This is a genomic window from Roseovarius sp. MS2 (genome assembly GCF_051447875.1).
Classification (GTDB): domain Bacteria; phylum Pseudomonadota; class Alphaproteobacteria; order Rhodobacterales; family Rhodobacteraceae; genus Roseovarius; species Roseovarius mucosus_A.
The window spans coordinates 68,081-94,321 of the sequence record NZ_JBKHVF010000001.1; the positions used below are offsets into that span (position 1 = coordinate 68,081).

The window sequence follows — 26,241 nt, forward strand, 5'->3', positions numbered from 1 at the left end:
AGGACAGTCGTGACAAGCCCCTGGATCGCAGCGCTGATGGCGGTTTTTCTCTGGTGGTTCGCCACCGGGGCGATCCTCATTGTCGTGCGGCTCTGCGAACGGCGGGGGGCTGCGGCACGGCGGCGGGCGGTGCTGATGGCGCTGCCCGTACTCGCACTGGGTATCTGGGGCTACGAGACGACCTTGGGGCAAACCGGCACCGGCGCGGCCTGTGGGGCATTCCTGGCGGCATTGGCGATCTGGGGTTGGATCGAGCTCAGCTTTCTCACCGGGGCGATCACCGGACCCAACCAGCGCCCCTGCCCCGCGCATATCGTCGGGTGGGAGCGGTTCATCCGCGCCTGGGGCACGGTCGCCTATCACGAAATGCTGCTGACGGGCGTGCTGATCCTGCTCTGGCTCTATGCCACCGATGCGGTCAACACCGTTGGTCTCTGGACCTTCAGCATCCTCTATTTCGCCCGGATCAGCGCCAAGCTGAACCTCTATTTCGGCGTGCCCAAGATCAATACCGAATTCCTGCCTGCGCAACTGGCGCATCTGGCCAGCCATTTCCGCATGGCCCCCGTGGGCTGGTTCTTTCCACTCACGGTCTCGGCGCTTAGCTTTGCCGTGGCCTGCTGGCTCGAGCGGCTGTGGTCCGCGCCCACACCCGAGACAGCCGTTGGCTTTGCCCTGCTGGCGGCTATCACGGCGCTGGCCCTTCTCGAACACTGGTTGATGGTGCTGCCATTGCCGGATGCGAAACTCTGGCGCTGGATGCTGCCCGCGCCCAAACCCACACCTGAAAAATCAAGACCGGAGGGACATCATGGATTTTGATGCCATGTTCACGGCGCAACTCGACGCGCTGAAAAAGGAAGGCAATTACCGCATTTTCGCAGAGCTGGAGCGGCAATGCGGCGCCTTTCCCAAGGCCAAGAGCCATGATGCAGACGCACCCGAAGAGGTCACGGTCTGGTGTTCCAACGACTATCTCGGCATGGGACAGCATCCCGTGGTCCGCCAAGCGATGAAAGACGCGATCGACGCCTGCGGCACCGGCGCGGGCGGCACGCGCAACATCTCAGGCACAGCCCATCACCATCTGGTGCTGGAGCGCGAATTGGCCGATCTGCATGGCAAAGAGGCGGCGCTGCTCTTTACCTCGGGCTATGTCTCGAACTGGGCCGCGCTCTCGACCCTTGGCGCGCGCCTGCCCGATGCGGTGATCCTGTCGGACGAGTTGAACCACGCCAGCATGATCGAAGGCATCCGCCACAGCCGCGCCAAAAAAGTGATCTGGCGGCATAACGACCCCGAGGATCTGGATCGCAAACTGGCCGCCCTGCCCGCCAATGCGCCCAAGATCGTCGCCTTCGAGAGCGTCTATTCCATGGATGGTGACATCAGCCCGATGGAAGAAATCGTCGAAGTGGCCGAGAAACATGGCGCGATGACCTATCTTGACGAGGTGCATGCCGTCGGCCTCTACGGCCCGCGCGGTGGTGGCGTGTCCGAGGAACGCGGCCTTGCGCATCGGATCACCCTGATCGAAGGCACACTGGGCAAGGCCTATGGCTGCATGGGCGGCTATGTCACCGGCTCTGCCGCGATGTGCGACTTTATCCGCTCTTTCGCCAGCGGCTTTATCTTTACCACGGCCCTGCCCCCGGCAGTAGCTGCGGCGGCGACGGCCAGCATCCGCCACCTCAAGGAATCGCAAACAGAGCGGCAGGCGCAGCGCGCGCAAGTGGCGCGGTTGCGCAGCTTGCTGGACCGGGTGGGCATTCCGCATCTGGACAATGACAGCCATATCATCCCGGTGATGATCAAGGACCCGGTCAAATGCCGGATGCTGGCTGACATCCTGATGCGCGACTATGGCATTTATGTGCAGCCCATCAACTATCCCACAGTGCCCAAGGGAACCGAACGCCTGCGCTTTACCCCCGGCCCGCTGCATACCGACGCCGATCTCGACCACCTCGTGCGGGCCCTGACCGTGCTCTGGAAGCAATGCGCCCTGGCGCATGCCGTGGCGTGATATTTCTGGCCGTCAAACGCATAGCGCACGCGGTGTGACAACCGCGTGATCTGCCCGCCCCGCTGATTGACCTGACATCAAGACCGCCCACCTAATAACGGGAAAGCGGAGGCGAGGAGGTCTCAGCATGCGCAACCTTTGCGCGACTTTGATTCTTGGGCTTTTGATTCCTGGGCTGTCGGGACTTGGCACCGCGACGCTCGCCGCCGATGCACAGCGGGGCGAGGCGCTTTTCAAGGATTGCCGGGCCTGCCATTCAATCATCGACGAGACAGAAACGCCGGTGGTGCGCGGTGGGCGCACCGGCCCCAATCTCTATGGCGTGATCGGGCGGCACGCGGGCAGCGTGCCGGGCTTCAATTATTCCCGCTCGATGGTGGCGGCGGGTACATCCGGCCTACGCTGGAACGAAGAGGGCTTCGTAAGCTACATCCGCGATGCCACGGCATTTTTGCGCACCTACCTTGATGATCCGCAGGCACGCGGCAAGATGGCCTATCAATTGCGCGATGTGCAAATGGCACAGGATGTCTGGGCCTATCTTCAGACCGTCACGCGCCCGCCTGCGCCGTAGATTCAGCGCACCTGCCGCAATGGCACCACTTCCGCCCGCCCTGCCACAGCGGCACGGATCGAATGGGCAATATCCGTGGCCGACAGGCCCGCATCGGCATACATATCTGCAGGGTCCGCCTGATCTATGAACCGATCCGGCAAGCAGAGCGTGCGCAGGATCAGCCCCTTGTCAAACGCGCCACGCCGCGCCAACTCGTGCAGAACCATGCTGCCAAAGCCCCCCATCGCCCCCTGTTCCACCGTGATGAGCGCACGGTGATGACTGACAAGCTGCATCAAGAGGTCTGTGTCGAGCGGTTTGGCAAAGCGGGCATCGGCCACGGTCACGGTAATCCCGTCATCCGCCACCATATCGGCCGCGACCTGACATTCAAAAAGATGCGCGCCAAAGCTGAGGATCGCCACATCGGTGCCCTCCTCGATGACGCGGCCCTTGCCAATGGCCAGCGGCTTGCCCCGTTCTGGCAGCGCAACGCCCGTGCCGGATCCACGCGGATAGCGAAAGGCAATCGGCCCTGCATCATGCGCGGCAGCAGTGGCGACCATATGGACCAGTTCCGCTTCATCGGCCGCCGCCATCAGGGTCATGCCCGGCAGATTGCCGAGATACCCGATGTCGAACGCGCCCGCATGGGTGGCACCATCGGCCCCCACCAGCCCCGCGCGGTCAATGGCAAATCGCACCGGCAGCCCTTGCAGGGCCACATCATGCACAACCTGATCATAGGCGCGTTGCAGGAAGGTAGAGTAGATCGTGCAAAACGGCTTCAATCCGCTTGCCGCCATCCCGGCGGCAAAGGTCACAGCGTGTTGCTCGGCAATGCCTACATCGAACACCCGCGCCGGAAACCGCTCGGCCATTTTGGTCAGGCCGGTGCCATCAGGCATCGCGGCGGTCACGGCAACGATGCGATCATCGCGCGCCGCTTCATCGACCAGCGCTTGTCCGAATACGCCCGTGTAGGACGGCGCACCGGGTTTCGATTTCGCCTGAGCGCCGGTGGCCGGGTCGAATTTCGACACGCCATGGCCCTTGTCCGCCGCCCCCTCAGCCGGGGCATAGCCCTTACCCTTGACGGTGCAGACATGGATCAGAACCGGCCCGGTCGCCCGCGTGCGCGCAGCGCGCAGCACCGAGAGAAGTTGCCCCATGTCATGGCCATCAATCGGCCCGACATATTGAAATCCCAGCTCTTCAAACAGCGTGCCAGAGCCCGTGAGCCCCGTCACCAATTGCCGCGCGCGCTTGGCGCTTTCCCGCAACGGCGTCGGCAGTGCCGCCTCGAACCCTTCGGCGAGAGACGCCATACGCGCCAGAGGCTCGCTGGCATACATGCGGCTGAGATAGGACGACATCGCCCCAACCGGCGGCGCGATACTCATTTCGTTGTCGTTGAGAATGACAAACAACCGCCGGCCCTCGGCCCCAGCGTTGTTAAGCGCCTCATAGGCCATGCCGGCGCTGATTGATCCGTCACCAATCACGGCAATCGCATCGCCCGTCGCCTGCCCCATGTCGCGCCCGACAGCAAAGCCAAGCGCGGCACTGATCGAGGTCGAGGAATGCGCCGCGCCAAACGGATCGTAGATCGACTCGCTGCGCTTGGTGAACCCCGACAGCCCATCCTTTTGCCGCAGCGTGCGGATACGGTCGCGGCGGCCGGTCAAAATCTTGTGGGGATAGCATTGATGGCCCACGTCCCAGATCAGCTTGTCCATCGGCGTGCTGAACACCGCATGAATGGCCACTGTCAATTCGACCACGCCCAGAGATGATCCCAGATGCCCGCCGGTTTCCGACACGGCGGAAATCACCTCGGCGCGCAATTCATCGGCAAGGGCGGCCAATTGCCGGTCCGGCATCTGGCGCAGATCCGATGGCCCGGCGATACGGTCCAGAAGCGGTGTGTTGGGTCTGGTGTGGGTCATGGCGGCCTCCTCCCCGGTGGCTCTGATGCCACCCGCGCGAGGGGCGGCAAAGGGCAACGGGGGCGCATCATAGCGCCCCCGTGCAGTGTCAGTTGCTGTAATCCGGCTCGCCGCTTGTCGTGGCAAGCTCGGGCCAGTCGCCGATCACATTGGTGCCTTGCAGAGGCTGCTGGTATCCCTTGTGACAGGTCTTGCAGGCGGCCTTGGGCGCGTCAGCATAGACAGGTCCCAGCCGGTTTTCGGGCAAGAGGCCCTCAAGCGGCACGAGATAGGTATTGTTCAACTCCAACACCATTTCGATCCCGAGGATTTCCGTGCCCCACTGCGGCGTGACCTGCGCCCCATCATAGAAGGCGCGGGAATTGTGGCAGAACACACAGTTCACCCCAAGCGAATTGCTGACATAATTCATCAGCGAATAGGTCCGCTCGGCCTGCTGGATACCCGGATAATCATCCGTGCCCGGCACACCCGCCACACGGGATTCAAGATCATGCACCTTGATGCTCTCGCCATCGAGCAGGTATTTCTCCAGCGCGTCCGAGGGCAACGAGGTGTATTGCGACTGCACGGTCACCCGGTTCTGATTGGCCGACCAACCCTCGACGGCCTCATTGACCGGGCTGATCTTGTACCAGATGTCCGAGGGCACCGGCTGACCACGGTGACAGGTGTAACAGGTCACACCCACCTCCTTGTTGGCGTTGACGTGACCGGACCATTCCTCGTTGAGGTTCTGGGTCATGCCGATCATGACATGGCCCACAGAGGTTTGGTAATTGTCCGGGCTCTCGAAAAGATCGGGAATTCCGGTCCAGACACGCATCGCGGTCAGCAAGCGGTCATAGTTCTCAACCGTGAGGTTTTCCAACCCCGGCGGCACGTTCTCACGGGCCTCACCGGCGGTCTGCTCGCCCCCTTGTGGCACAACGGGTGCCGAGGTTGAGGCAAGGAAGCTCTCGATCGAGGGATCGGGCTTGGCCAGATCCACCTTGAACTCGGGCACCGACATGCCCGTGCCGCGTGGGCCGGTCTGCATACTCTCGGTGGCATAGGGCTGGCCCCATGTCACCAAGAGAGCTGCCACAAAGACCGCGCCGCCCACTGTGCCGATGGCCACCGCCGGACCAAAGATATTGGTCGGATTGTCACGGTTCCATTTGTCAAACCATTTGGGAAACATGGCTTACTCTCCTTTTCCGATAAAGGCCTCGTAAGAGCCATAAGCCTCGTAGCCATAAGACCCGTCGTACATCGGCGCAAAGTTGTGCTCTTGTGCCCAGATGAACCAGTTGTCCACGACCGTGCCGGTCAGCAGGATGCCGATACCACCCGTGATCGGGGTGAGAACCGCAAACCACCAGGCCCAGCGGTGAATCCCCTCCATCGTCGCGTTGAACCCCATGGTCCAGCGCCAGAAGAGGGCCGCACGCTCAGACGCCGTGCCGCGGTCGACGATCTGTTCCAACTCCCGGTCGCCGCCAAAGCGGGTCACAGCCAGAATGGTCGCCCCGTGCATCGCAAACAGCAGCACCGAGCCATAGAGGAACACGATCGAGAGACAGTGGAACGGGTTGTAGTAGAGGTTGCCGTAGCGGATCGAGAACGCCGTGGTCCAGTCAAGGTGCGGGAAGATACCGTAAGGCACCGCCTCGGACCAAGACCCCATCAGGATCGGCCGGAAGAGGCCCAGCACCAGAAAGAGCCAGATGGCAGAGGCAAAGGCCCAGGCGACATGTTTGCCCATCTTGTGGCTTGCGGCCAGTTGATAGGTGCGCAACCACCAGGCACAGACCGCCACCAGCAGAAAGAACGAGCTGATGATATACCAACCGCCATCATTGAGCGGCGGCATCGACAGCCCATGCTCCGGCCCCGGCGGCTCCAGCGCCAGCCAGAAGAGTTGGCGCAGAAACTCGGGCAAAGACCAGCCCACCTGCGCCAGCATATTGAGGCCGACGATAAAGAACCACATGAATCCGCTGATCAGGCTGACCACACCCAGCATGCCGAGGTTGATCGGCCCGATCTGCGCGTTGCCAAGCCAACCGACGAGGGTCGAGAAGAAGGGCTTGCCGGCGCGTTCGGCCGTCAGCCGCCCGCCGGTGTCGTCCATGCCCATCTCGGGCGTGCCCTGCACCTGAACTTGGGTGAAAATGTTCTGATATTCAATCATGGTTCACATCCCTACCTGAGAGGGCCAGATCGGCAGGTCGAGCCACCAGTTCCACCACTCGGGCCAGCCTTTGGTCCAGACCGGGCCGGAAATGATGATACAGACCGCCGAAAAGAAGACCGCATTGATCGCCAGAAGAAAGCCAACGCGGTGGATGCCCAGCGTGCCGACAGAATAGCCAATGAAGTCGCGAAAGAAGGTGTCCTCGTGATCGGGCGTCTTCATCTCTTCGCCCTTCTCGGGGTTGGCCGCCGACAGGATCAGGCCGCCATGCAGCGCCAGAGCAAAGGTGGTGGTAAAGAACAGAGTCACCGCCAGCATATGCGCCGGATTGTAGTGGAAGTGCAGATAGGCATATCCGGTATTCGAGACCCAATCGAGGTGACTGAAGATCCCATATGGAAACCCGTGCCCCCAGGCCCCCATCAGAAGCGGGCGAAAGATCACCAGCGTCACATAGGCCAGGATCGCGAAACTAAAGGCAAAGGGCACATGATAGCCCATCCCCAGTTTGCGACAGATTTCCACCTCGCGCAGCGCCCAGCTGATAAAGGCCCCGGTGGCGCAGAAGGTGATGATTTGCCACAACCCTCCCTCCATCAGCGGTGCCAGACCAAGACCGTAGCTCAGGTCAGGTGGCGCGATGTTGATGAGCCATGGGTTGAACGTCCCCTGTTGCGACGCTCCCCAGAAAATCAGGATCGTGCCAAGGGCTGCGAAAAATGCGGTCGTGACCCCGAAGAAGCCGACATAGAAGGGCCCGACCCAAAAATCGAACAGATCGCCGCCAATCAGCGTTCCTCCGCGGACACGGTACTTTCTTTCAAAACTGAGCAAAGCCATCTCGTGGTCCCCGCGTTGTCCGGCCGTCGCGGGTGCCCGCTCAGCCGTTTCGTTTCGTTAGGTAGCCGCGGGCGGCGTTGGCCCCGCCCGCAGCGATCATTGGGACAGTGAAATCACTGACCATACTTGGCAGCGGCGATTTCAAACCAGTTGAAACCGTCGGTGCTGAGCAGCACGAGATGGATCATCGCGGCCAGAAGGAACAGGAACGCGCCCTGCGCCACGAAAACGCGGCGGGGGTCGAAAATGAGCCAGATCTTGTAGAACTTTGCCATGTCTATCCCCTATCCTTAAAACCACGGGAACCAGATGAAGGTTGCAATGTGTGCAACCACTGCAAGTGCCGTGAACAGCCAAAGGCCACTCATGTACACAGAATGCAGCTCCTGGGCCTGCTCGTCGGTGAGACCTGTGAACGACAGGTCAGATTTATCAGCCATGAACTTTCCTCCGGAACGTTATGCTGACGTCGCGTGCCCCGCGACCGGGTCCTTCGGGGCCTGCATGGCCCCGCAGGGTTCTGTCCGCCCCATCATGGAGCAGGCAGCTCGTGATCTCGGCCTATCAGGCCGAGAAAATCAGTGGCGTTGTGCGATCCGCCTCGGCCCAGGCACGCGCCAAGGGTCCGCGCAGATCAAGCGTGCGATACTGCACCACTTCGCGCATCCAGCGCAGAGTGGCGAAGGGCAGCGCCAACGCAAAAATCAGAGCAAAATAGAGCTGAAACTCCAGACCACGGCGGCGCGCCTGACGGCTGCGCACTCGGGGCGGGTTTGATGTCATGTCAGTCATCGTCTCAGTCCTCCTCTCGAACTGGAACCCCGGTCATACGGGGGGAAATCGCTTGAACGGTTTGCAACACGACCCGTTCGTCGCCCTGCCGCAACGCCGCGTCTTCGGCGGCATCGCGCAATGTCTTGGCCGCGGAAATCCGCGTCAGTACCGGATGTTCGGCCACGATCCGCTCCAACTCGCGGGCGGCATCGGCATCCCATGGGAAATCCCGGCGCAGCGGTGTGGGCGTAGCCTGCACAGCGTCCATTTCGGTGGCCAACGGCAGGATGTGAAAGAGCGCATCAAAAAGCCCGTTGCACACTTCCTGCAAAAGCCACGTGGCCCCGGCATAGCCCATCACTGGCGTCCCTGTGGCGCGCCGGATGGCCGCCCCCGGAAAGCTCATGGGCAGGAATACCGGCTGCGGGCCAAATCCGGCGCGCGTCTCGGCCAGATAGATCTTTTCGTTGATCGACCCCATCAGGATAAGCGGCCGCTTGGTATGAACCAGACTGCGCACTTCCTCGTTGTTGGTCTTCTTGCCCGCACAGCGCGCCACCGCAAAGGCGCAGGGCAGGCCAAGATCGCCCTCAAGATAAAGCCGGATACCTCGGGCATAGGTCTCGTTCGCCACGATCCCGAAATTCGCGGTGGCAAAGAAATCCTGCGTCACAGAGCGCCACAGATCCCAGACCGGCTTTAGCGTCGAATGTTTCTCACGTTCGATGAATGGTTCCGGGTCAAGCCCCAGCATCTCGCCCAGCTTGCGCAGGAACAGCGTCGTGCTCTCTACGCCAATGGGCGCTTGCAGATAGGGCTTGCCCAGAACCTCGGCCAAACCCCGGCCAAACTCGCGATACATAACGACATTGACGTCGGCGTTGACCAGATTGCGCATCTCGGCCAGATGCGCGCCCAAGGGCATCACCATATTCACCTCGGCCCCGATCCCCTCGACCAGACGCCGGATTTCGTGCAGGTCCGACGGCATGTTGAACGTGCCATACATCGGCCCAAGGATATTGACGCGGGGGGCGGCCCCCTCCTCACGCGGCTTTTCGGGGGCATCCGCCCCTTGGTCATGCCGAATTCGGTGAAAATCCACGTCATCGCCCGATCCGCCGACTGCCATTGATCCTCGTCAATGGTGCGCGGCAAAAAGCGTTGAATATTCGTGCCTTGCGGCGTCACACCGCCGCCGATCATCTCGGCGATCGAGCCGGTCACAACCACCGCAGGCAGCGCCGGATCAAGCGTGCCCCAGGCGCGCTTCATCGCCTCTTCGGTGCCAGACCCCATCTCGCCTTCGCCCAAGCCCGTCACCACGATGGGCAACTCATGCGGCGGCAGCGCGTCGGTGTAATGCAGCACAGAGGTCACCGGCAGGTTCTCGCAGCCCACGGGGCCGTCGATCACCACCTGCAATCCCTTGACGGCGCAGAAGGCATAGACCGCCCCCCAATACCCGCCCGCGCGATCATGATCCTGAATAAGCATCAGATCATCTCCTGCGCTTTGGCGGCACGCGCCTGTTTATCGAGCTTTTTCTGATGCTGCGCGCGGAAATCGGGGCGCAGATTTGGGCTGCCTTCCCAGATACCGGCGGTGTCGCCTTCGCCCACCCCGGCAAAGAACTCGCGCATGCTGTCCATACGGGCCTTGTTGCCCATGGCCGCATTGACCACCTCGGCCAGGCTTCCCGCCCCCGCCGGGCCCATCAAGGGCCGCGCCGAGATAAGATTGGTGAAATAAAGCGATGGAATGCCCTTGGCCTTGGCCTTTTGCACAACGGGCGTTGTGCCAATCGCCAAATCAGGCTGAACCGCTTCCATCGCCGCGCAGTCATCTTCCAGCGAGGCGCGGAATTTGACCTTGACGCCCTTGGACACCAGCCATTCAGCATCCGCCGCCGACCACGGTGTTTTGGGGCAGGCCGTGCCGACATAAGGCACATGCGCTCCGCTTTCGATCAACAACCGCGCCACCAGCAATTCGCTGCCTTCATAACCCGAAAGGGTGATCGTGCCCTTGATCGGCGCATTGGCCAGAGCCCCTTTGATCGCGGGCAAAAAGGCGTTCTGCGCCGCCGCAACCTTCTCTGACGAGAGACCAAAGGCATCGCCAATACCCGCCAACCACGCGGCGGTGCCATCATGGCCCACCGGTGCCGAACCCACGATGGGGCGGCCTGCGGCCTCGAATTCGCGGATTGCAGCGGTATAGAACGGATGGATCGCCGCCACCGCGCCGCAATCCAGCGCGGCATAAAGCTCGCGCCATTCGCGGCAGGGCACGACCGGCCCGGCGGCAAGGCCCATGGGTGCCAGCATCGCGCCGATCATCATCGGGTCCGCCGGAAACATCTCGCCCAGCAATGTCACGGTCGGGCGATCAGACTTGCCGCCCGCAGGGGCCGCGACCGGCCCCGCCATCACTTCTTTGCGGGCGTAATTCAGCATCGCCCCCGCCAACACATCCTTAGCCTCGGCATGGGTCGGGATACCGAACCCGGGCACATCAATGCCCACAATCCGCACACCGTTGATTTCACTGGGCAACAGGCGCAGCGGCACGCCGCTTGCCGTCGGCACACAGAGGTTGGTCACGACAATGGCATCGAACCGCTCCGGATCAGCCATTTCATGCACGCTCTCGCGGATGTCTTCGAATAGCTTGCCGGTAACAAGTGTCTCGGAATTGAACGGCACATAGCCCACCGAGCGGCGCGCGCCGTAGAAATGCGACACGAAAGTCAGACCATAGACGCAGCAGGCCGAGCCAGACAGCACCGTCGCCACCCGCTTCATCCGCAGGCCCACGCGCAAGCTGCCAAAGGCCGGGCACATGCTCTGCGGCTGGTCATGCGGCCCTTTGGGATAATCGCGGGCGTATTGATCCAGCAATTCCGATTGCCCCGCCAGACGCGCAGCCTTTTCCATCTCTGCCCCGGAATGGCAGCCGCCCGCCAGGTCAGGCGCGGTCTCAACGGCGGTGCCGGTGATCACGCGGGCCTCTGCGGCCCCGTCATATGTGACTTCATCGCTCATGACACCCGCCTTTGGGGGGATGCGTGCTCATCCCGGTTGGTCATCTGCTGAACGGCCTGAATATCGGCCAAGAGGCGGCGCAATTGATCGGGGCGCGCGCGCGCCAGCAGGCGCTGCACCTCGGCCAATGTCTCGCGGCGGGGTTCCTCACGCATCGTCATAAACCACCTCCAAAGAGGCTTTGGGCGCTGCGTATTTGCCGCGCATATCCTCATCTGTCGCCGGTTCCAGCACATAGTCGCCGCCCGTGTCCTTGCTGTCGAACAGCGCCAAAAGCCCGTCCTGATCCAGCGGATTGGGTCGCACCGGCGGCGCAACAGAGACCGCATCGGCCAGCTCGGCAAAAAGATCGCCCCACTGGCTCGCCGCCGTGCCAACGATCTGATAATTCGCGGATTTCTTGCGCAGATCGTCATCCTGCGGGATCGCGGCCAGCACCGGGATATTCACCGATTTGGCAAAGGCTTGTGCCTCGCCAGAGTGGTCATCCTTGTTGATGACCAAACCCGCCACACCGACATTGCCGCCCAATTTGCGGAAGTATTCCACCGCCGAGCAGACATTGTTCGCCACATAAAGTGACTGCAGATCGTTTGACGCCACCAGAATGACCTTTTGCGCCATGTCCCGCGCAATCGGCAAACCGAACCCGCCACACACCACGTCTCCAAGGAAATCCAACAAGACATAGTCGAAATCCCAGTCATGGAATCCGAGCTTTTCGAGAAGCTCAAACCCGTGAATGATCCCGCGTCCGCCACAGCCCCGGCCCACTTCTGGTCCGCCCAATTCCATCGCGAACACGCCGCCGCGCTTGAAACAAACATCGCCGATCTTGACCGGCTCGCCTGCCAGATTCTTGCGGGTCGAGGTCTCGATGATCGTGGGGCACGCTTTGCCGCCAAAAAGCAGGCTGGTGGTATCGGATTTCGGATCGCACCCGATCAGCAACACGCGCTTGCCCATCTCGGCCATCATGTGGCTCAGATTGGCCAGCGTAAAGGATTTGCCGATGCCGCCCTTGCCGTAAATCGCGATGATCTGCGTCTTGGACTTGGGTTCGCCTTGCGGAATTTCGAGGGTGGGCTCTTCATGCGCCTCGTCGCGCAGCCGCTGGTCGAAATCCTTGAGATTCGGTACTTCGTCCTTCATGCCGCGTCCTTCCAGTTGAGTATCATTTTCAGGCAATCGGGATCGCTGAACGCGGTCCGATAGGCCTGCGGCGCGGCATTTGCCGATGCCTGATGTGTGATCAGCCCACTCAGGCTAAGCACACCCGATTCGACGAGCGCGCGGGTCGCGGTCAGGTCGTCATGGACCCATTCCGCCGCCACGCGCAGCCGCGCTTCCTTCATGAACGCCATGGGAAAGGCAAAGCTGAGCGCCTGGGGATAGAACCCCGCCAGCACCACCTCGCCACCCTTGGCCAGACGCCCGATCAGCGTATTCAGGATCGCGGGATCGCCCGAGGCATCGTAAATCGCGCGGTAGTCGCGGCGCGTGTCCGTATCGGGATGGATCACCGAATAGCCCTGCGCCCCGGTGCTGCGCCCCGCCTGCGTTTCCCAGACGGTCGGCGCAGGTGCGCCCGCCGCAATGGTCAAACGCGCCAACAAGCGCCCCAGAACGCCGTGCCCTACGATGAGGTCCGGCACTGCCTTGTCCAGCCCTGCCATCGCATGCCGCGCCGTCGCCGCCAGCGCCAAAAGCGCGCCCTCGGCCCCGAAACCCGCATCGATTCGGCACACCCGCGACGCCTTGGTCACAAGCCGCGCAGAGGCACCACCAAAGAGACCAAAGGCCCCCTCGTAGCAATCAGCACCGGGCACGAACACATGATCGCCGGGCTTATAACCGGTGCCGGGTGCGGCCTCGACCACCTCACCGGCAGCCTCGTAACCGGGCACCAGCGGATAGCCCATACCGGGAAACGGCGGCATCTGACCGGACCAGAACAGTTTTTCCGTGCCGGTGGAAATGCCCGAATGGGTCACGTCAACCACCAGATCTCCGGCCCCCGGCGCTTTGAGCGTCAGGCTATCAACCGAGAGGTCTTCTGGTCCTCTGAGATGAACGGCGCGGGTTTCGATGGTGGCCTCCTGTCCGTTGTCTGACACTGTCAGATTTTGGATTCCCCTTGTCTGTAAGTGTAACGGGACAGGCCAAAGTGTCAACTCTTCTTTACACTGTCAGAATTATTTTCGTCAGCCGTTCTTTACACAGCTCAAAGCACTGGTAACGAAGGGGCGCGGGCTGCGCGGGATGCGAATATCCGCAAACCCCGCCGCGCGGCACAGCTCGGCAATACGCGCCGCAGAGCGCGCGCGCCCAGTGCCCATCGCCATGGTATAAAAGGCAAAATAGACGTCACCCGCCCGCTCGGGGCTGGCACCACCGGCCATCGGTTCTGCCACAATCAGCCGCCCACCGGGGGGCAAGGCAGCATGCACCTTGGCCAAAAGCGCCGTCACCGTGGCGTCGTCATGGTCATAAAGAACCCGGATGAGCGAGATGGTATCAGCCCCCTCAGGCAGCGGATCACTGCGAAAAGAGCCTGGAAAAAGTGTCAACCGCCCAGTTAGACCAGCCTGTGTCAATCGCCCCTGCGCCGCAGGAATAACCTCTGGCAGATCAAAAAGGCTGAGACGCAGATCGGGATAGCGGGCGGCAACCGCAGCCAGAAACGCCCCGCTCCCGCCACCAATATCCAGCAGATGCCTGCTCTCGCGAAAGGGCACCATCCGCAGCACATCCTGCGCCACAAGCCCCTGAGACTGCGCCATAAGATCGGAATAGCGCCGCGCGACCTCTGGCTCCATCTCGGCCGCTGCGCCGAATACATAGGGCCAGAACCGCGCCAATTCCGTGTCGCCCTGCCCGCGCAACAGCGCCACAGGATCGGCCATATCGGCGTAAAAGGCGCTGTGGTGACGAATCATCGCCTCCAGCCCCGGCACCCCGAGAATCGCCGCGCCCTTGCGAGCCAGCGCAAAACGCCCGTCGCGCCGCCGCTTGAAAAGCTCCAAGGCAGCACCCGCCTGAAGCAGAATCGCCATGCGGTCTTCGGCCATGCCGGCCCGTCGAGCAAGGACAGTTGGTGCCTCCGGCCCGTCGGCCAGATGATGCAATAGATCCAGCTCAACGATCGCTGAGAGCACCTGCGATTGCACGAAGCCTTGAACAATATCGAAAATCTCGGCCCCGTCGCGCCGCGCAATGCCGCGCGTCAGGGGAAAGCCGCTGGCCCACTGCTGAAAGCGCGGATTGGCGATCAGCCGTGTCACCCAACCACCGCGCCGCCGCTCTCGGCGCTCGGGCAAATCGCCCGCCACGGTCATGTCAGGCCCGCATGCGCGCAGGCAGCACCGAGATAATGCGCTCGGCCTGCATCTGCACCATCTTGGCCAGCCGCGCCTCGCCGGGACAGGACGGAATCGACGAAATCGCCCCTGCCAGAATATCCTTGAGCCGCGTCACAGCCCCGGCCACACCCAATTCCGATACGGCATTGGGCCGCCCGTGCAGATCATCCTGCCCCACCGGCTTGCCCAAGGTTTCGGCATCCAAAAGCGCATCGCGCAGATCATCCGCCACCTGAAACGCGGCGCCAATGCGCGCGCCCAGTTCATACCACGGCTCGGGCTCGTGCCCCGCCGCGATGGCCCCCATCTGCGTGGCGGCAATAAAAAGCGCGCCGGTCTTAGAACGGTGATAGGCCTCCAGATCAACGGTCGGCTCACTCTCCCAACCCTGCCCGGCACAAATGCCGTTTGGCATGCCACTGCGCCGCGCCAGCGCCAGAATCAGCGCATTGGCACGTGCCGCATCGCACTCTGCCACTCGGGCAAGAATTTCAAACGACATGATGATAAGCGCATCACCCGCCAGCACCGCCAGCGGTTCGGAATAGGCGCGATGCACCGAAGGCTTGCCGCGCCGCAAATCGGCATCATCGAAACAGGGCAAATCGTCATGCACAAGGCTTGCACAATGCATGATTTCCAGCGCGGCAGCGGCGGCATCGCTCAATTCAGGGCGATCATCGCCGCAGGCCAGCGCCACAGACATGAGAATCGTCGGACGTATGCGCGCGCCGCCGGGGCTGGTGGAATAATCGAGGGCATCCGCCAATCGGGCCGGGGTCTGCCCCGCCTGCCCCCGCGCAATTGCCTGCGCTATGGCCGCTTCAATGCGGGTCTCAATGGGCATGGCCGCTCCTTTTTCGAGGGATGTATCATTATTCTGACACACCATGTGTAAATCATACTGGACACATTGCTCGCGCGAGTCAACAATCGCGTTATGAAATCAGACACGCCCCCTCTGAAAACGCGCGACAGGGTTGTGATTGTCGGCGCCGGGATCGCGGGGCTGGCTGCGGCACTGCGCCTTGCGCATGCGGGGCTTGCCGTCACCGTGCTGGAACGCCACGCAGGCCCCGGCGGCAAAATGCGTGCCCTGCCCTCGGATGCGGGGCCCGTCGATGCCGGACCCACCGTTCTGACGATGCGGGCGGTGTTCGACGCGCTCTTTGCAAGTGTCGGCGCGCGTCTTGAGGATCACATTGACCTCGTACGCCAAGACGTCCTCGCCCGGCATTTCTGGCCCGATGGCAGCCGCCTAGACCTTTTCGCCGACGAAACCCGCAGCCGCGCCGCGATCCATGATTTCGCGGGCAACAAATCCGCCCGGCAGTTCACGAAGTTTTGCGCCCGTGCCCGTCGCCTCTTTTCGGCCTTCGACGCACCGATGATGCAGGCGGCATCACCCTCTGCACTGGGCCTCGCGGCAACTGTCGCCCGACAACCGGCCCTGCTTCACGCCATGTCCCCACTCTCAACCCTGGCACAAAGCCTTGCGCGCCAGTTCGATGATCCCCGCCTGAGACAGCTCTTTGGCCGCTATGCCACCTATGTCGGCGGCTCGCCCTACCAATCCCCCGCCCTTCTGTCGCTCATCTGGCAGGCCGAGGCCGCTGGCGTTTGGGTGGTGCGGGGCGGCATGCACCGCCTTGCGCAAAGCCTCGAGGCGCTGGCCCGCGCCCATGGCGCAGACTTTCACTACGGCGCTCATGTCGCGCGGATCGAGACCGAGGGCGCACAGATCCGCGGTGTTACCCTTGGCGATGGCACGCGGCTTGCGGCGGATTACATCGTGTTCAACGGCGATCCGCGCGCCCTTGCCCTTGGTGCTCTTGGGCCCACCACAACCTCGGTTGCCTCCCAAACGCTGAAACTGCCGCGCAGCCTGTCGGCGCAGGTCTGGGCCTTTGCCGCCACGCCCTCGGGCCTTGATCTGGCACATCACAACGTGTTCTTCGCCACGGATGCCCGCAGCGAATTCGATGATTTGAACGCCGGGCGCTGCCCGCGCGACCCTACGATCTATATCTGCGCACAGGATCGTGGCCTCTCGGAACACCCGCCCCACCGCGAGCGGTTCGAGATCATTCTCAACGCGCCACCACTCGATGGCCTCACCCAAACAGCCGAGGATTTCGCCTCATGTCACACCCGGACCTTTCAGACCCTCGCGGGTTTTGGCCTGCGCTTCAGTCCCTTGCCGGGCGAGGGGGCGCTGACGACACCGGCGCGCTTCGACCGGATGTTTCCCGCCTCTCTCGGATCGCTCTACGGGCAGAGCCCGCACGGCATGACGGCGGGCCTGAAACGGCCCACGGCGCGCACACCGATCCGGGGGCTCTACCTCGCGGGGGGCGGGGCCCATCCGGGGGCAGGGGTGCCGATGGCCACGCTCTCCGCCCGGCACGCGGCAGAGGCGATCTTGAGCGACCGAACTTTGACCTCGACGTGCCCTCAAACGGCTACGCCTGGTGGTATATCGACGGCCTGAGCGATGATGGCGGGCGCGCCGTCAGCGTGATTGCCTTTATCGGTTCGGTGTTCTCGCCGTGGTATGCATGGTCAGGCCGCCGCAACCCGGCCAATCACGTCTGCATCAACGTCGCCACCTACGGCCCCGGTGGCCGCTTTACCATGACCGACCGGGGCACATCGGCCCTGCGCCAGAGCCGCGATTGCCTGACCGTCGGCCCCTCCTCGGTGCGCTGGGAAGATGGCTGCCTGATCATCGAGATCAATGAAATCTCCTCGCCCCCTCTCATTTCGCGCGTGCGCGGGCGCATCACCGTGACCCCAACGGCGCTCACACAAGTGGAACTCCCGCTCACCCCCGAGGGCACCCATATCTGGCGGCCCTTTGGCCCCACCTCGACGATCGAGGTCGATCTCGACGCGCCCGGCTGGCAATGGACGGGCCATGGCTATTTCGATGCCAATTTCGGCACCCGCGCTCTGGAACAGGATTTCAGATACTGGACATGGGGGCGCTACCCGGTGCGGGGCGGCTCAACCTGCTTTTATGACGCGGTGCGGATGGATGGCTCATCGCTCGCTGCGGCGGTGCATTTCGATGCAGACGGGCAGGCGCAGACCATCCCCCTGCCGCCCAAAGCCAAGATGCGCCGCAGTCTCTGGCAAGTGGCGCGCGATACCCGCGCCGATGCCGGGTATCAGCCACATCAGGTGAAACCCATGCTCGACGCGCCGTTTTACAGCCGCTCAGCGGTCAAAACTCAGCTCGATGGCGAAGAAACCGTGGGCGTGCATGAGGCGCTCGACCTCACCCGCTTTCGCATGGGCCTGCTCAAGCCCATGCTCGCGGTGCGCGTGCCCCGCCGTGCGCGGTGGCATTTCAACGACGCGCCCTGATCCGGGCGCGTCAGCGTTACTGCTTTAGATGTGGATCACCCGATCATAGGCATCGAGCACACTTTCATGCATCATCTCGCTCAGCGTGGGATGCGGGAAGACCGTGTTCATCAGGTCTTCTTCGGTGGTCTCCAACTGACGGCCCACCACATAGCCTTGGATCAACTCTGTCACCTCGGCACCCACCATATGCGCGCCCAAAAGCTCCCCCGTCTTGGCATCGAACACCGTCTTGATCATGCCCTCCGGCTCGCCCAGCGCAATCGCCTTGCCGTTGCCGATGAACGGGAAACGGCCCACTTTGACAGCATAGCCCTTTTCCTTGGCCTTGGCTTCCGTCAGGCCAACGCTTGCCACCTGCGGATGGCAATAGGTGCAGCCCGCGATGCTCTCGGGCTTCACCGGATGCGGATGCCCGCCTGCGATCAATTCGGCGACCATAACGCCCTCATGGCTGGCCTTGTGCGCCAGCCACGGCGCGCCCGCGATATCGCCGATGGCATAAAGGCCCTCCACCCCGGTGCGGCAATACTCATCCGTCACCACATGGGTGCGGTCGATCTTGACGCCCAACGCCTCTAGGCCCAGCCCCTCGACATTGCCGACAATTCCCACAGCGGAAATTACCGTGTCAAACTCGTGCTTTTCAACCTTGCCGCCCATCTCGATATGCGCGGTCACGGTGCCCTTGCCCCGATCCAATTGCTTGACCATGGCCTTTTCCATGATCTTCATCTTTTGCTTGGTAAACGCCTTTTTGGCGAAAGCAGAAATCTCGGCATCCTCCACCGGCAGAATACGGTCCATCACCTCGACCACGGTCGTATCAGCGCCCAAGGTATTGTAGAAACTGGCAAACTCGATCCCAATGGCCCCCGACCCAATCACCAAAAGCTTTTTGGGCATGCGGGATGGCACCAGCGCGTGCTTATAGGTCCATACCAGATCACCGTCGGCCTCTAGCCCCGGCAATTCACGGGCCCGCGCGCCAGTGGCCAGAATGATGTGCTTGGCCTCCAGCTCTTCGACGCCCTTCTCGGTCTTGACGCTGACCTTACCCTTGGCGGGCAAACTCGCAGCCCCCATCACCACCGTGACCTTGTTTTTCTTCATCAGATGTGCGACGCCGCCGCTCAGCTGCTTGGCCACCCCCCGCGAACGTTTGACCACCGCATCAAGATCATAGCCGATCCCCTCGGCCTTCAGGCCAAACTCCTTGGCGCGGTGCATCAGGTGAAACACCTCGGACGAACGCAGCATCGCCTTGGTCGGGATACAGCCCCAGTTCAGGCAAATGCCGCCCATATGCTCGCGCTCGACAATCGCCACCTTGAGGCCCAGTTGCGCGCCCCGGATTGCGGCCACATAGCCGCCCGGACCCGCCCCGATTACAATCATATCATAGGTAGTCGACGCCATGTGGCCCTCCGTTTCCAAATTTAGTTTGCCATTAAACTATTTTACACCAAATCGCAACGCGACATGATTGACCGATTGAACAAACAATCGCCCCGCGCGTTTTTCCAACAATTCGGAACACAGTAAAAGGGCAGATCACGCCGCCTGCATGATCCGCCGCAAGGTGCCGCCATAGCCACCCTCAGACTCGAACGCCCGTTCAGACGCCGTGGATGGCCGCGCCAACGCAGCATTGCGATAGGGAAAACGACCAAATTGCCGGATCACCTCGCGATGCGCCCGCGCATGCGTCAGGTTCTCGGCCCCGTGCTCGGGCATACGCTCGCACATCAGGCGCACACAGCGTTCCTGATCACAGAGGTTTTCGGAATGCATAAGCGGCAGGTAAAAGAACTGCCGCGCCGGTTCGTCGACCCGCATATCCCATCCGCGGTTGATGGCCGCCTTGCCCGCCGCCAGCGCCTGTTGGTCGGTGGCAAAGGCCCGCGCGTCATCCCGGAACATATTGCGCGGAAACTGATCGGTCAGGATCACATAGGCCAGCATGCCATTGGGATAGGTCAGCCAAAGACCGCACGCCCCCTCTCGGGCATTCTCCCATGCCGCCAAAAACCGCTCCCGCACTTCGGCATCCAGCGCCTCGGATGTCTTGTACCACCCCGCCGGTCCGACCTCATCAAGCCAGAACCGCAGCACGTCGTCGGGTGTGACCATAGGGGGACTCCTCAATATCCTATGACGTTTTTAAGACGGTAACGGGATTTTAGCCCGTTCCACAGTAACATAATGCTACAGAAAGGATATAATTTCCCGATTTCAATCCTCTTTCGCCTCTTGCGCGCTCTCAATGGCATATTCTTGCGCAAATTCTACCGCCATCGGCGAAGAAGACGGCGAAACCGGCATATACCGGTCGGTTTCGCGCACCGTCGGGGCTTTGCGCTGCGTCATCCGATAGATGGCATAGGCGACCATCGCAAACATCAGTATCGCGATATATAGAAAATAGCCCCCCGGCCCTATCACCCCCATCATCCAGCCAACCATCAGCGGTCCGGCAATCGCCCCCAAGCCGTTGATGAACACCATGCCACCGGCCGCCGCCGCCATATCCTCATGCGCGAGAAAGTCGTTGGTATAGGCAATCAGCAGCGAATAAAGCGGGTTCGACGTGCCCCCGACGATAAAGGCCGCCAGCATCAGAAACCAGAAATTCTCCCCCAGCAGCATACCGACCACCGCGCCGATACCCGTGCCCAGCGATACCGCCGCAATCAGCTTGCGCCGGTCCATCCGGTCAGACAGCCACCCAAGCGGATATTGCGCCACCACCGCAGCCACGTAAAACGACGCGACAAAAGCCGAGATTTGCCCCACGCTCAGCCCCGCTTCGGCACCGTAAACCGCCGCCATCCCGAATTGCGCCGCAAAGACCCCCCCGGTCAGCAGCATCCCGACACAGCCCAGAGGCGAGATTTTCATGATCTGCCTGAGCGAGAGCGGCTTGGTCGTGCCAAATGCAGGTGTCGGGCTGACCGAAAGAAGAATGGGCGCAAAGGCCAGCGACACCAGAACCGACGGGATGACGAACAGAACATAGCCCGACGGGTCCGCCAGCACCATCAACCCCTGCGCCGACACGATGCCGATCATCTGCACGATCATATAGAGCGATAGCGCCTTGCCACGCGTGGCATTGGTTGCGGAATTGTTCAGCCAGCTTTCGGCGGTCACATACACGCCAGAAAAGCAGAATCCGATCAACACCCGCCCAATCGACCAGGCCCAAGGCTCTGTAATCGTGGGATAAAGGATCAGAACCGCCGAAATCATCGAGCCAAGGGCCGCAAAGACCCGCACATGCCCGACCCGGCGGATCATATCCGGCGCCATCCGCGACCCAAACAGAAAGCCCACGAAATAAGACGACATGACCACCGACATCTCGTAGGTCGAAAACCCTTCAAGAGCGCCCCGAACCCCCAGAAGCGTGCCCTGCATGCCATTGCCAACCTGCAACAACATCATGCCCAGCAAGAGGGCCCACGCCCCCGACAGCACCTGAAACATCGCGCTCTCCTTATTCTTCGGGACCAGCCTAACAGATGCAAGACGGTGCGGCACCCCAAAGACGACTTACTCTGTCCCTTGCGCGCCCCGCCTGTCAGCCTTTGCCGCAGGGATCAATAGCGACGCATCCCCATAAGAGAAAAAGCGATAGCGCGCCGCCACCGCATGGGCATAGATCCGCCGGATCGTATCCTGCCCCATCAGCGCGGACACCAGCATCATCAATGTCGACTTCGGCAGGTGAAAATTGGTCATCAAGGCATCGGCAACGCGGAATTCAAAACCGGGATAGATGAAAATATCCGTATCCCCTGACCAGGCCGCGATTTCGCCAGTGGCCCGCGCCGCCGTCTCGATCAATCGCAGCGCGGTGGTGCCCACCGGAATGATGCGCCCGCCCGCCGCGCGCGTCGCGGCCATCTCGGCGGCAGCCTTGGCACTGACTTCGCCCCATTCGGCATGCATCCGGTGGGTGGTCACATCCTCGACCTTGACCGGCAAAAACGTCCCCGCCCCCACATGCAGCGTGACATGGCTAAACCCCACGCCCAGCGCCGCCAGTTCCGCAAGCAGCGCCTCATCAAAGTGCAACGAGGCCGTCGGTGCCGCCACCGCCCCCGGTGCCCGTGCCCAAACAGTCTGATAATCCACCTTGTCCTGTTCATCCGCAGGTCGGCGCGCGGCAATATAGGGCGGCAGCGGCATTGCCCCGGCCTCTGCCAGCGCCGCATCGAAATCGTCGCCCACAAGGTTGAACCGCAGCCGCCCCTGCCCCTCTTCCTTGGCCAAAAGCACCGCCGAGAGTCGCCCGGAAAACACAATCTCCTCGCCCTCGCTCACCTTTTTCAACGGCTTGATCAGCGCACCCCAGCTGCCATCCGCCCCCGGCTCCAGCAGCGTGACCTCGATCTTCGCCGCCGTGTCCCCCTGCGCGCCAGAGCGATGGCGCAAACCCGACAGCCGCGCCGGGATCACCCGCGTGTCATTCAGGACCAACCGATCACCGGGCCGCAGCCAGCGCCCCAGATCAGCCACCCCCGCATCGGTGATCCCCTCACCCTCGGCCACCAGCAACCGCGCCGCACGTCGGGGCCTTGCGGGGCGCGTGGCAATCAGCGCCTCCGGCAGGTCAAAATCAAAATCCGATAGCTTCATCTGTCCTGTCTTCGGTGAATGTCCTGCGCCTCGCGCTCTTGCGGCTTTTCGACCTGACCCGAGGTGGCTGCCCGCCCCGTGCCCACCGTGGGCGCAGGCCGCCGGAACATCTCGCGCAGGAATCCCGGCGCAAGCGCCGACAACGGATTGACCGACACCGCCGGGTCCGAAGATGGCCCCTTGAGCGTATAGTTCATCCCGATAAGCCCCTCACCGGGCCGGGTAAAGGCCTCTCCGATGCCATTGAGCAGATAGACGGGCGAGACCACGCCTTGCATATCCATCTGCTTCTCGGCCAGACCATAATAGCCATCCATCGAAATTCCGACCGAGGCCCCCACCGCACTGCCCTCCAACAGGATCAGCCGCTCCGGCGTCAGCCGAAACCGCGCATCGACCCGACCAAAATGCAGCCCCTGCCCATAGAACTGCTCCAAAAGCCCAACCACACTGACCGTATTCAGCAGCGCCGCCAGCGCCGGGGCTTCCTTTATGCGAACCTGATCAATGCCCAATACCCCGTCATAGCTCCCGGGTTCCGGCGCGGGCGTCAGCACCAGTTCGAGCGCTCCCTCGCGCGCTTGCCGCAACAACCCCGCCGCCTTGAGAACGCCACCGGCATCGTCAGATCTGATCCGAAAGGCACTGCGCCCCCCCACCGGCACCACCTGCCCGCTGATCGGCGCGATATCATTCAAAAGCCCCGTAAAGCTTCCACTTGCGCCGCCTGTGGTATCCAGATCGGCGCTAAACCGGGTCAACGCCAACCCTTCCGAGATTTGCAACCGCTCCAACCGCAAGGCAATCGGCACCCCACCGCCGCCGCCGCCGTCACGCGCGCCAGTGCCCGCACCGCCCAGCGATGTCTGCCGCAGATCAACCGTTCCGCCCGTCACCTCGACACGCGGTGCCACGCCCACCCCACGCCCGACCAGCGCCACCGGCGCATCAAGCCATCCGCCCAGCGTGACCCGGCTGAACTCGGCCCGGTCCAGCCCGCCGCCTGCGTTCAGGCTCACCCGCCCGCGCGCCTCTAACCCGGCACCGCTCAGGCCCAGCGCCGTGATCTCGGGCACAGAACCCAGACGGCCCGTCACATCCAGCCGCCCAAGCTGCGCCTCTCCCAATGCCCAATCCAGTTGCGGCAACCGCAAACCGACGCCCGCCAGATCGGAACTCAGCGCAAACTCCGGCGCCTGTCCCTTGGCAAAGCCGATTTCCATCACCCCCTGCCCGGCCCCCGTCACACTGCCCGGCGGCAGCCCGATCTTGAACTCCTCCAGAAACCGCTGCGACAGCTCGATCTGCCCGCGCACGCGGCTTTCGCCTTGCGGGTTGCCACCAATCGCGATCTCCCAACTGCCCCGCACCGGCACGTCGCCAACCTGCGCCGCGCCGCCAATCTCCAAACCTGTGTTACTCGCCTCGATCTCCAGCGTCTCCGCCGCAAGCCGCCGCCCCTTGAGCAGCGTGTCGCTTTGCACAGCGCTCAATGTGCCGGTCACGTCAAAGGCCACCTCTTCCGCCGTCAGTTGCTTTTTCAAGAGGAACACCAACTGCCCCCCCAACTCGGCTTGCCCCTCGGCGACCGTCACCGGCTGCCCGGCCTTTTGCAAAAACCGGAAGGGCGGCGAATCAAGCAGCGACAGCGCCGCCGTGATCGTGCTTCGGCTTTGCAGCATAACCTCAGCCGGGCTTTCCTTGACGCGCACATCCGGGATGATGAAACTGGTCCCCGCAACATTCAGGAACCCGCCCTCTTCCGCTTCGACATGCCCGCGCTCGGCATGAATGACAAAGCGATGGTCATAAAGCGACGCCCGCCCAGAGGCCCCGGAAAGGGCCGGCACGTCACGGATATAGACCGTCTCCAGATCCGCGAAATCAAACCCAATGTAGAATTCGGGCCGATGGTTTGGCCGCAACTGCAAGGCCAGTTGGATATCTCGCAGATCCGCCGTCTTCACGTTCTGATCAATCCAGTTACGGGTATTGGCCAGCGCCGCACGTGGCCAGAGCGCCATCAGACGTTCTGGGGCCAACCCGTCCATTTCCCCCTCAAACGAGATATCCCACCCCGCCTCGCTGCCCCGCGCTTCGCCACGCGCCCGCAGATACTGACCCTGATCGCTCAGGGTCAACGCGCCTAGGGTCAGCACGAATGGATCAAGCCGCAATCGCAGCGCCACCTGCGCCTCTTCGAACCGGATCGGTTCGGGATAAAGATCGGCGGGGTCCGCGACCACATCGCTCACCCGGATCTGTGCCTGCAATTCGCGCGGCCACCCGGCCTCCATCCCCACCAGCCGCGCCGTGCCCTCGGCCCGCGCCTGCCCCCAGGCGCTATCGACCGACAATTCGGTAAACCGGATTTCCTGCACCATGGGATCATAGGTGAAATAGCTGCGCGCCGAGCGAAACTTGATCGGGGCCGTGGCGGCTGTAGGCTGAAGCACACCCGCCCCAATCTGCAACGTGGCGTTGAGCGGGCCCAGCCGCCCCTCGGCGTCCACCTCCGCCCGCAGCGCCCCGGAAATGGGCGCTTGCAACGCCCCCAGCCACGCCAGCGCTGGCGACTGTCCGGCAATGTCACCTGCGGGCATATCCTCAAAAGTAGCGCCAAACTCTGCCACCTTGCTGCCAATCCGGCCCGTGTAGTTCACCGCCAGCGTTGTTGCATAATCGCGCGCCCCCAAAAGCGCCACGTCGCCCCGCAAGGTCAGATCATCGCCTGCGCGCGTCAACTCCAACCGCCCGCCATCCGCACTCCAGGCGCGGCCCGCGCGCGCATCCTCATAGCGCAGCGTCAGGTTATCCGCCGTCACACGGGACAGCGCATCCAGTTGCGGTCGGGCAAAGAGCGCATCCATCTGCTCATTGAATGTCCCGTTCTGCCCCGTGCCCTCGAACATGATCGCGAACTCGCCCGACGCCATCCGCCGCAGCCCCAAACGCGCCCCCGACAGATGCACCGCCTTGGGCTGCACCTCGCCGCGCAAAAGCGGCGCGGGCGCCACCGTGACCGCAAGCGATCCCAGCGTGACCAGCGGCACCCCGTCCAGATTGGCCAGCACCACATCGCGCAGCGCCACACGCGGCACCAGATCCTCACCTACCACCAAAGACATCTCGCCAAAACGAAGGGCATACCCCGGCACGCTTGCATCAATCCGCGTGGCGATGCGTTCCTGCAACCAACCGGGCGCGCGCAGGCTTGCGCCTATGCTCATCGCCACACCTAGGCCCAGAACCACAACCAGCACCGCGCAGGAAAAGAAAAACTGCATGACATGCCGCAGCGCACGCCGACCCTGACGCCGCGTGCGGGGGCGCGCGGTCGGGTTTGCGACAGGCTCTGACGTTTCCGCCGCGCCCTGCTCTTGTGTTGGCTGCGTGCTCATCCTATCCGTTCGGGCGCGTCTTGCGCCTCTCTTCTGCCCCGTGGCTTTATTCTGGTCTCTTGCGTCCTAATATGGAATTCACAATTTTTCATCC

At 62.5% G+C, this 26,241-nt stretch carries 23 protein-coding genes and 1 pseudogene; 5 read left to right on the plus strand and 19 right to left on the minus strand.

The features are described 5' to 3' along the window. The first annotated feature begins 9 nt into the window (after nt 1-9). From puhE to ACLGGT_RS00440, 3 genes are all read left to right on the plus strand, one after another. A complete protein-coding gene (gene puhE, locus ACLGGT_RS00430) occupies nt 10-822 on the plus strand; it encodes a putative photosynthetic complex assembly protein PuhE (RefSeq protein ID WP_008280378.1) in 813 nt (270 codons plus the stop codon). Next, nucleotides 812-2,026: a 5-aminolevulinate synthase gene (gene hemA, locus ACLGGT_RS00435; protein WP_008280379.1), complete on the plus strand. Its 1,215-nt coding sequence runs from the start codon at nt 812-814 to the stop codon at nt 2,024-2,026. Before puhE ends, hemA begins: the two co-directional genes overlap by 11 nt. A gap of 127 nt (nt 2,027-2,153) precedes the next feature. Further along, the gene (locus ACLGGT_RS00440; protein ID WP_437194803.1) at nt 2,154-2,600 is read left to right on the plus strand and encodes a c-type cytochrome; all 447 of its coding nucleotides are present in this window, start codon (nt 2,154-2,156) and stop codon (nt 2,598-2,600) included. Nucleotides 2,601-2,602: 2 nt separating this feature from the next. Here the strand turns inward: ACLGGT_RS00440 and dxs are convergent, their stop codons facing one another. The 14 genes and pseudogenes from dxs to ACLGGT_RS00510 all read right to left on the minus strand — a co-directional run bounded on the left by dxs (nt 2,603) and on the right by ACLGGT_RS00510 (nt 15,580). Continuing rightward, nucleotides 2,603-4,531 carry a 1-deoxy-D-xylulose-5-phosphate synthase gene (gene dxs / locus ACLGGT_RS00445; RefSeq protein WP_151979530.1) on the minus strand — a complete coding sequence of 643 codons (1,929 nt, stop codon included), beginning with the start codon at nt 4,529-4,531 and terminating at the stop codon, nt 2,603-2,605. An 88-nt stretch (nt 4,532-4,619) separates the two neighbouring features. After that, entirely contained in the window at nt 4,620-5,714 is a 1,095-nt protein-coding gene (gene pufC, locus ACLGGT_RS00450; RefSeq protein ID WP_008280382.1) for a photosynthetic reaction center cytochrome PufC, read from the minus strand. Between the two features lie 3 nt (nt 5,715-5,717). Next, nucleotides 5,718-6,707, minus strand: a complete 990-nt coding sequence (pufM, locus tag ACLGGT_RS00455; RefSeq protein ID WP_008280383.1) for a photosynthetic reaction center subunit M — start codon at nt 6,705-6,707, stop codon at nt 5,718-5,720. Between the two features lie 3 nt (nt 6,708-6,710). Continuing rightward, on the minus strand, nt 6,711-7,550 hold the full coding sequence (pufL, locus tag ACLGGT_RS00460; RefSeq protein ID WP_008280384.1) for a photosynthetic reaction center subunit L: 840 nt from the start codon (nt 7,548-7,550) through the stop codon (nt 6,711-6,713). A 113-nt stretch (nt 7,551-7,663) separates the two neighbouring features. Further along, complete coding sequence (pufA, locus tag ACLGGT_RS00465) at nt 7,664-7,825, minus strand: light-harvesting antenna LH1, alpha subunit (RefSeq protein WP_008280385.1); 162 nt, start codon at nt 7,823-7,825, stop codon at nt 7,664-7,666. A 15-nt stretch (nt 7,826-7,840) separates the two neighbouring features. Then, nucleotides 7,841-7,990, minus strand: coding sequence for a light-harvesting antenna LH1, beta subunit (gene pufB, locus ACLGGT_RS00470; RefSeq protein WP_008280386.1), 150 nt, complete (start codon nt 7,988-7,990; stop codon nt 7,841-7,843). A 124-nt stretch (nt 7,991-8,114) separates the two neighbouring features. Next, nucleotides 8,115-8,342, minus strand: coding sequence for a cytochrome PufQ (gene pufQ, locus ACLGGT_RS00475; protein ID WP_008280387.1), 228 nt, complete (start codon nt 8,340-8,342; stop codon nt 8,115-8,117). A 4-nt stretch (nt 8,343-8,346) separates the two neighbouring features. Then, nucleotides 8,347-9,821, minus strand: a pseudogene (gene bchZ / locus ACLGGT_RS00480) (chlorophyllide a reductase subunit Z). Continuing rightward, a complete protein-coding gene (gene bchY / locus ACLGGT_RS00485) occupies nt 9,821-11,371 on the minus strand; it encodes a chlorophyllide a reductase subunit Y (protein ID WP_008280390.1) in 1,551 nt (516 codons plus the stop codon). The pseudogene bchZ and the gene bchY overlap by 1 nt, the downstream one beginning before the upstream one ends. Continuing rightward, entirely contained in the window at nt 11,368-11,532 is a 165-nt protein-coding gene (locus tag ACLGGT_RS00490; protein ID WP_157132400.1) for a hypothetical protein, read from the minus strand. The genes bchY and ACLGGT_RS00490 overlap by 4 nt, the downstream gene beginning before the upstream one ends. Continuing rightward, entirely contained in the window at nt 11,519-12,523 is a 1,005-nt protein-coding gene (locus ACLGGT_RS00495; protein WP_008280392.1) for a chlorophyllide a reductase iron protein subunit X, read from the minus strand. Before ACLGGT_RS00495 ends, ACLGGT_RS00490 begins: the two co-directional genes overlap by 14 nt. Next, entirely contained in the window at nt 12,520-13,461 is a 942-nt protein-coding gene (gene bchC, locus ACLGGT_RS00500) for a chlorophyll synthesis pathway protein BchC (RefSeq protein ID WP_037297512.1), read from the minus strand. The genes ACLGGT_RS00495 and bchC overlap by 4 nt, the downstream gene beginning before the upstream one ends. Before the next feature lie 114 nt (nt 13,462-13,575). Then, nucleotides 13,576-14,709 (minus strand): methyltransferase, encoded by a 1,134-nt coding sequence (locus tag ACLGGT_RS00505; RefSeq protein WP_151979533.1) that lies wholly within the window; start codon nt 14,707-14,709, stop codon nt 13,576-13,578. A 1-nt stretch (nt 14,710) separates the two neighbouring features. Continuing rightward, complete coding sequence (locus tag ACLGGT_RS00510; RefSeq protein WP_081506585.1) at nt 14,711-15,580, minus strand: polyprenyl synthetase family protein; 870 nt, start codon at nt 15,578-15,580, stop codon at nt 14,711-14,713. Nucleotides 15,581-15,673: 93 nt separating this feature from the next. Between ACLGGT_RS00510 and crtD the strand changes: the two genes are divergently transcribed. Both crtD and crtC read left to right on the plus strand, forming a co-directional pair. Further along, complete coding sequence (gene crtD, locus ACLGGT_RS00515) at nt 15,674-17,224, plus strand: 1-hydroxycarotenoid 3,4-desaturase CrtD (RefSeq protein WP_437194804.1); 1,551 nt, start codon at nt 15,674-15,676, stop codon at nt 17,222-17,224. Next, a complete protein-coding gene (gene crtC, locus ACLGGT_RS00520; RefSeq protein ID WP_437197382.1) occupies nt 17,221-18,102 on the plus strand; it encodes a carotenoid 1,2-hydratase in 882 nt (293 codons plus the stop codon). The genes crtD and crtC overlap by 4 nt, the downstream gene beginning before the upstream one ends. 24 nt (nt 18,103-18,126) lie before the next feature. On the opposite strand, the gene lpdA is transcribed toward crtC, so the two are convergent. From lpdA to ACLGGT_RS00545, 5 genes are all read right to left on the minus strand, one after another. Continuing rightward, entirely contained in the window at nt 18,127-19,521 is a 1,395-nt protein-coding gene (gene lpdA / locus ACLGGT_RS00525) for a dihydrolipoyl dehydrogenase (protein WP_008280398.1), read from the minus strand. A gap of 135 nt (nt 19,522-19,656) precedes the next feature. Then, nucleotides 19,657-20,235 (minus strand): DUF924 family protein, encoded by a 579-nt coding sequence (locus ACLGGT_RS00530; protein ID WP_008280399.1) that lies wholly within the window; start codon nt 20,233-20,235, stop codon nt 19,657-19,659. 102 nt (nt 20,236-20,337) lie between these two features. Beyond that, nucleotides 20,338-21,591, minus strand: a complete 1,254-nt coding sequence (locus ACLGGT_RS00535) for an MFS transporter (RefSeq protein WP_437194805.1) — start codon at nt 21,589-21,591, stop codon at nt 20,338-20,340. A gap of 66 nt (nt 21,592-21,657) precedes the next feature. Then, a complete protein-coding gene (queA, locus tag ACLGGT_RS00540; RefSeq protein WP_437194806.1) occupies nt 21,658-22,746 on the minus strand; it encodes a tRNA preQ1(34) S-adenosylmethionine ribosyltransferase-isomerase QueA in 1,089 nt (362 codons plus the stop codon). After that, nucleotides 22,743-26,147 (minus strand): YhdP family protein, encoded by a 3,405-nt coding sequence (locus ACLGGT_RS00545; RefSeq protein ID WP_437194807.1) that lies wholly within the window; start codon nt 26,145-26,147, stop codon nt 22,743-22,745. The genes queA and ACLGGT_RS00545 overlap by 4 nt, the downstream gene beginning before the upstream one ends. Nucleotides 26,148-26,241 lie beyond the last annotated feature (94 nt).

Coding starts and splice junctions, on each gene's coding strand:
- ACLGGT_RS00440 (WP_437194803.1), top strand. CDS start 2,154: ATGCGCAACCTTTGCGCGACTTTGATTCTTGGGCTTTTGATTCCTGGG.
- ACLGGT_RS00545 (WP_437194807.1), bottom strand. CDS start 26,147: ATGAGCACGCAGCCAACACAAGAGCAGGGCGCGGCGGAAACGTCAGAG.
- pufA (WP_008280385.1), bottom strand. CDS start 7,825: ATGGCAAAGTTCTACAAGATCTGGCTCATTTTCGACCCCCGCCGCGTT.
- lpdA (WP_008280398.1), bottom strand. CDS start 19,521: ATGGCGTCGACTACCTATGATATGATTGTAATCGGGGCGGGTCCGGGC.
- pufM (WP_008280383.1), bottom strand. CDS start 6,707: ATGATTGAATATCAGAACATTTTCACCCAAGTTCAGGTGCAGGGCACG.
- ACLGGT_RS00530 (WP_008280399.1), bottom strand. CDS start 20,235: ATGGTCACACCCGACGACGTGCTGCGGTTCTGGCTTGATGAGGTCGGA.
- ACLGGT_RS00505 (WP_151979533.1), bottom strand. CDS start 14,709: ATGACCGTGGCGGGCGATTTGCCCGAGCGCCGAGAGCGGCGGCGCGGT.
- dxs (WP_151979530.1), bottom strand. CDS start 4,531: ATGACCCACACCAGACCCAACACACCGCTTCTGGACCGTATCGCCGGG.
- hemA (WP_008280379.1), top strand. CDS start 812: ATGGATTTTGATGCCATGTTCACGGCGCAACTCGACGCGCTGAAAAAG.
- pufQ (WP_008280387.1), bottom strand. CDS start 8,342: ATGACTGACATGACATCAAACCCGCCCCGAGTGCGCAGCCGTCAGGCG.
- pufC (WP_008280382.1), bottom strand. CDS start 5,714: ATGTTTCCCAAATGGTTTGACAAATGGAACCGTGACAATCCGACCAAT.
- queA (WP_437194806.1), bottom strand. CDS start 22,746: ATGAAGCTATCGGATTTTGATTTTGACCTGCCGGAGGCGCTGATTGCC.
- ACLGGT_RS00510 (WP_081506585.1), bottom strand. CDS start 15,580: ATGCCCATTGAGACCCGCATTGAAGCGGCCATAGCGCAGGCAATTGCG.
- crtD (WP_437194804.1), top strand. CDS start 15,674: ATGAAATCAGACACGCCCCCTCTGAAAACGCGCGACAGGGTTGTGATT.
- ACLGGT_RS00535 (WP_437194805.1), bottom strand. CDS start 21,591: ATGTTTCAGGTGCTGTCGGGGGCGTGGGCCCTCTTGCTGGGCATGATG.
- bchY (WP_008280390.1), bottom strand. CDS start 11,371: ATGAGCGATGAAGTCACATATGACGGGGCCGCAGAGGCCCGCGTGATC.
- ACLGGT_RS00495 (WP_008280392.1), bottom strand. CDS start 12,523: ATGAAGGACGAAGTACCGAATCTCAAGGATTTCGACCAGCGGCTGCGC.
- ACLGGT_RS00490 (WP_157132400.1), bottom strand. CDS start 11,532: ATGACGATGCGTGAGGAACCCCGCCGCGAGACATTGGCCGAGGTGCAG.
- pufL (WP_008280384.1), bottom strand. CDS start 7,550: ATGGCTTTGCTCAGTTTTGAAAGAAAGTACCGTGTCCGCGGAGGAACG.
- pufB (WP_008280386.1), bottom strand. CDS start 7,990: ATGGCTGATAAATCTGACCTGTCGTTCACAGGTCTCACCGACGAGCAG.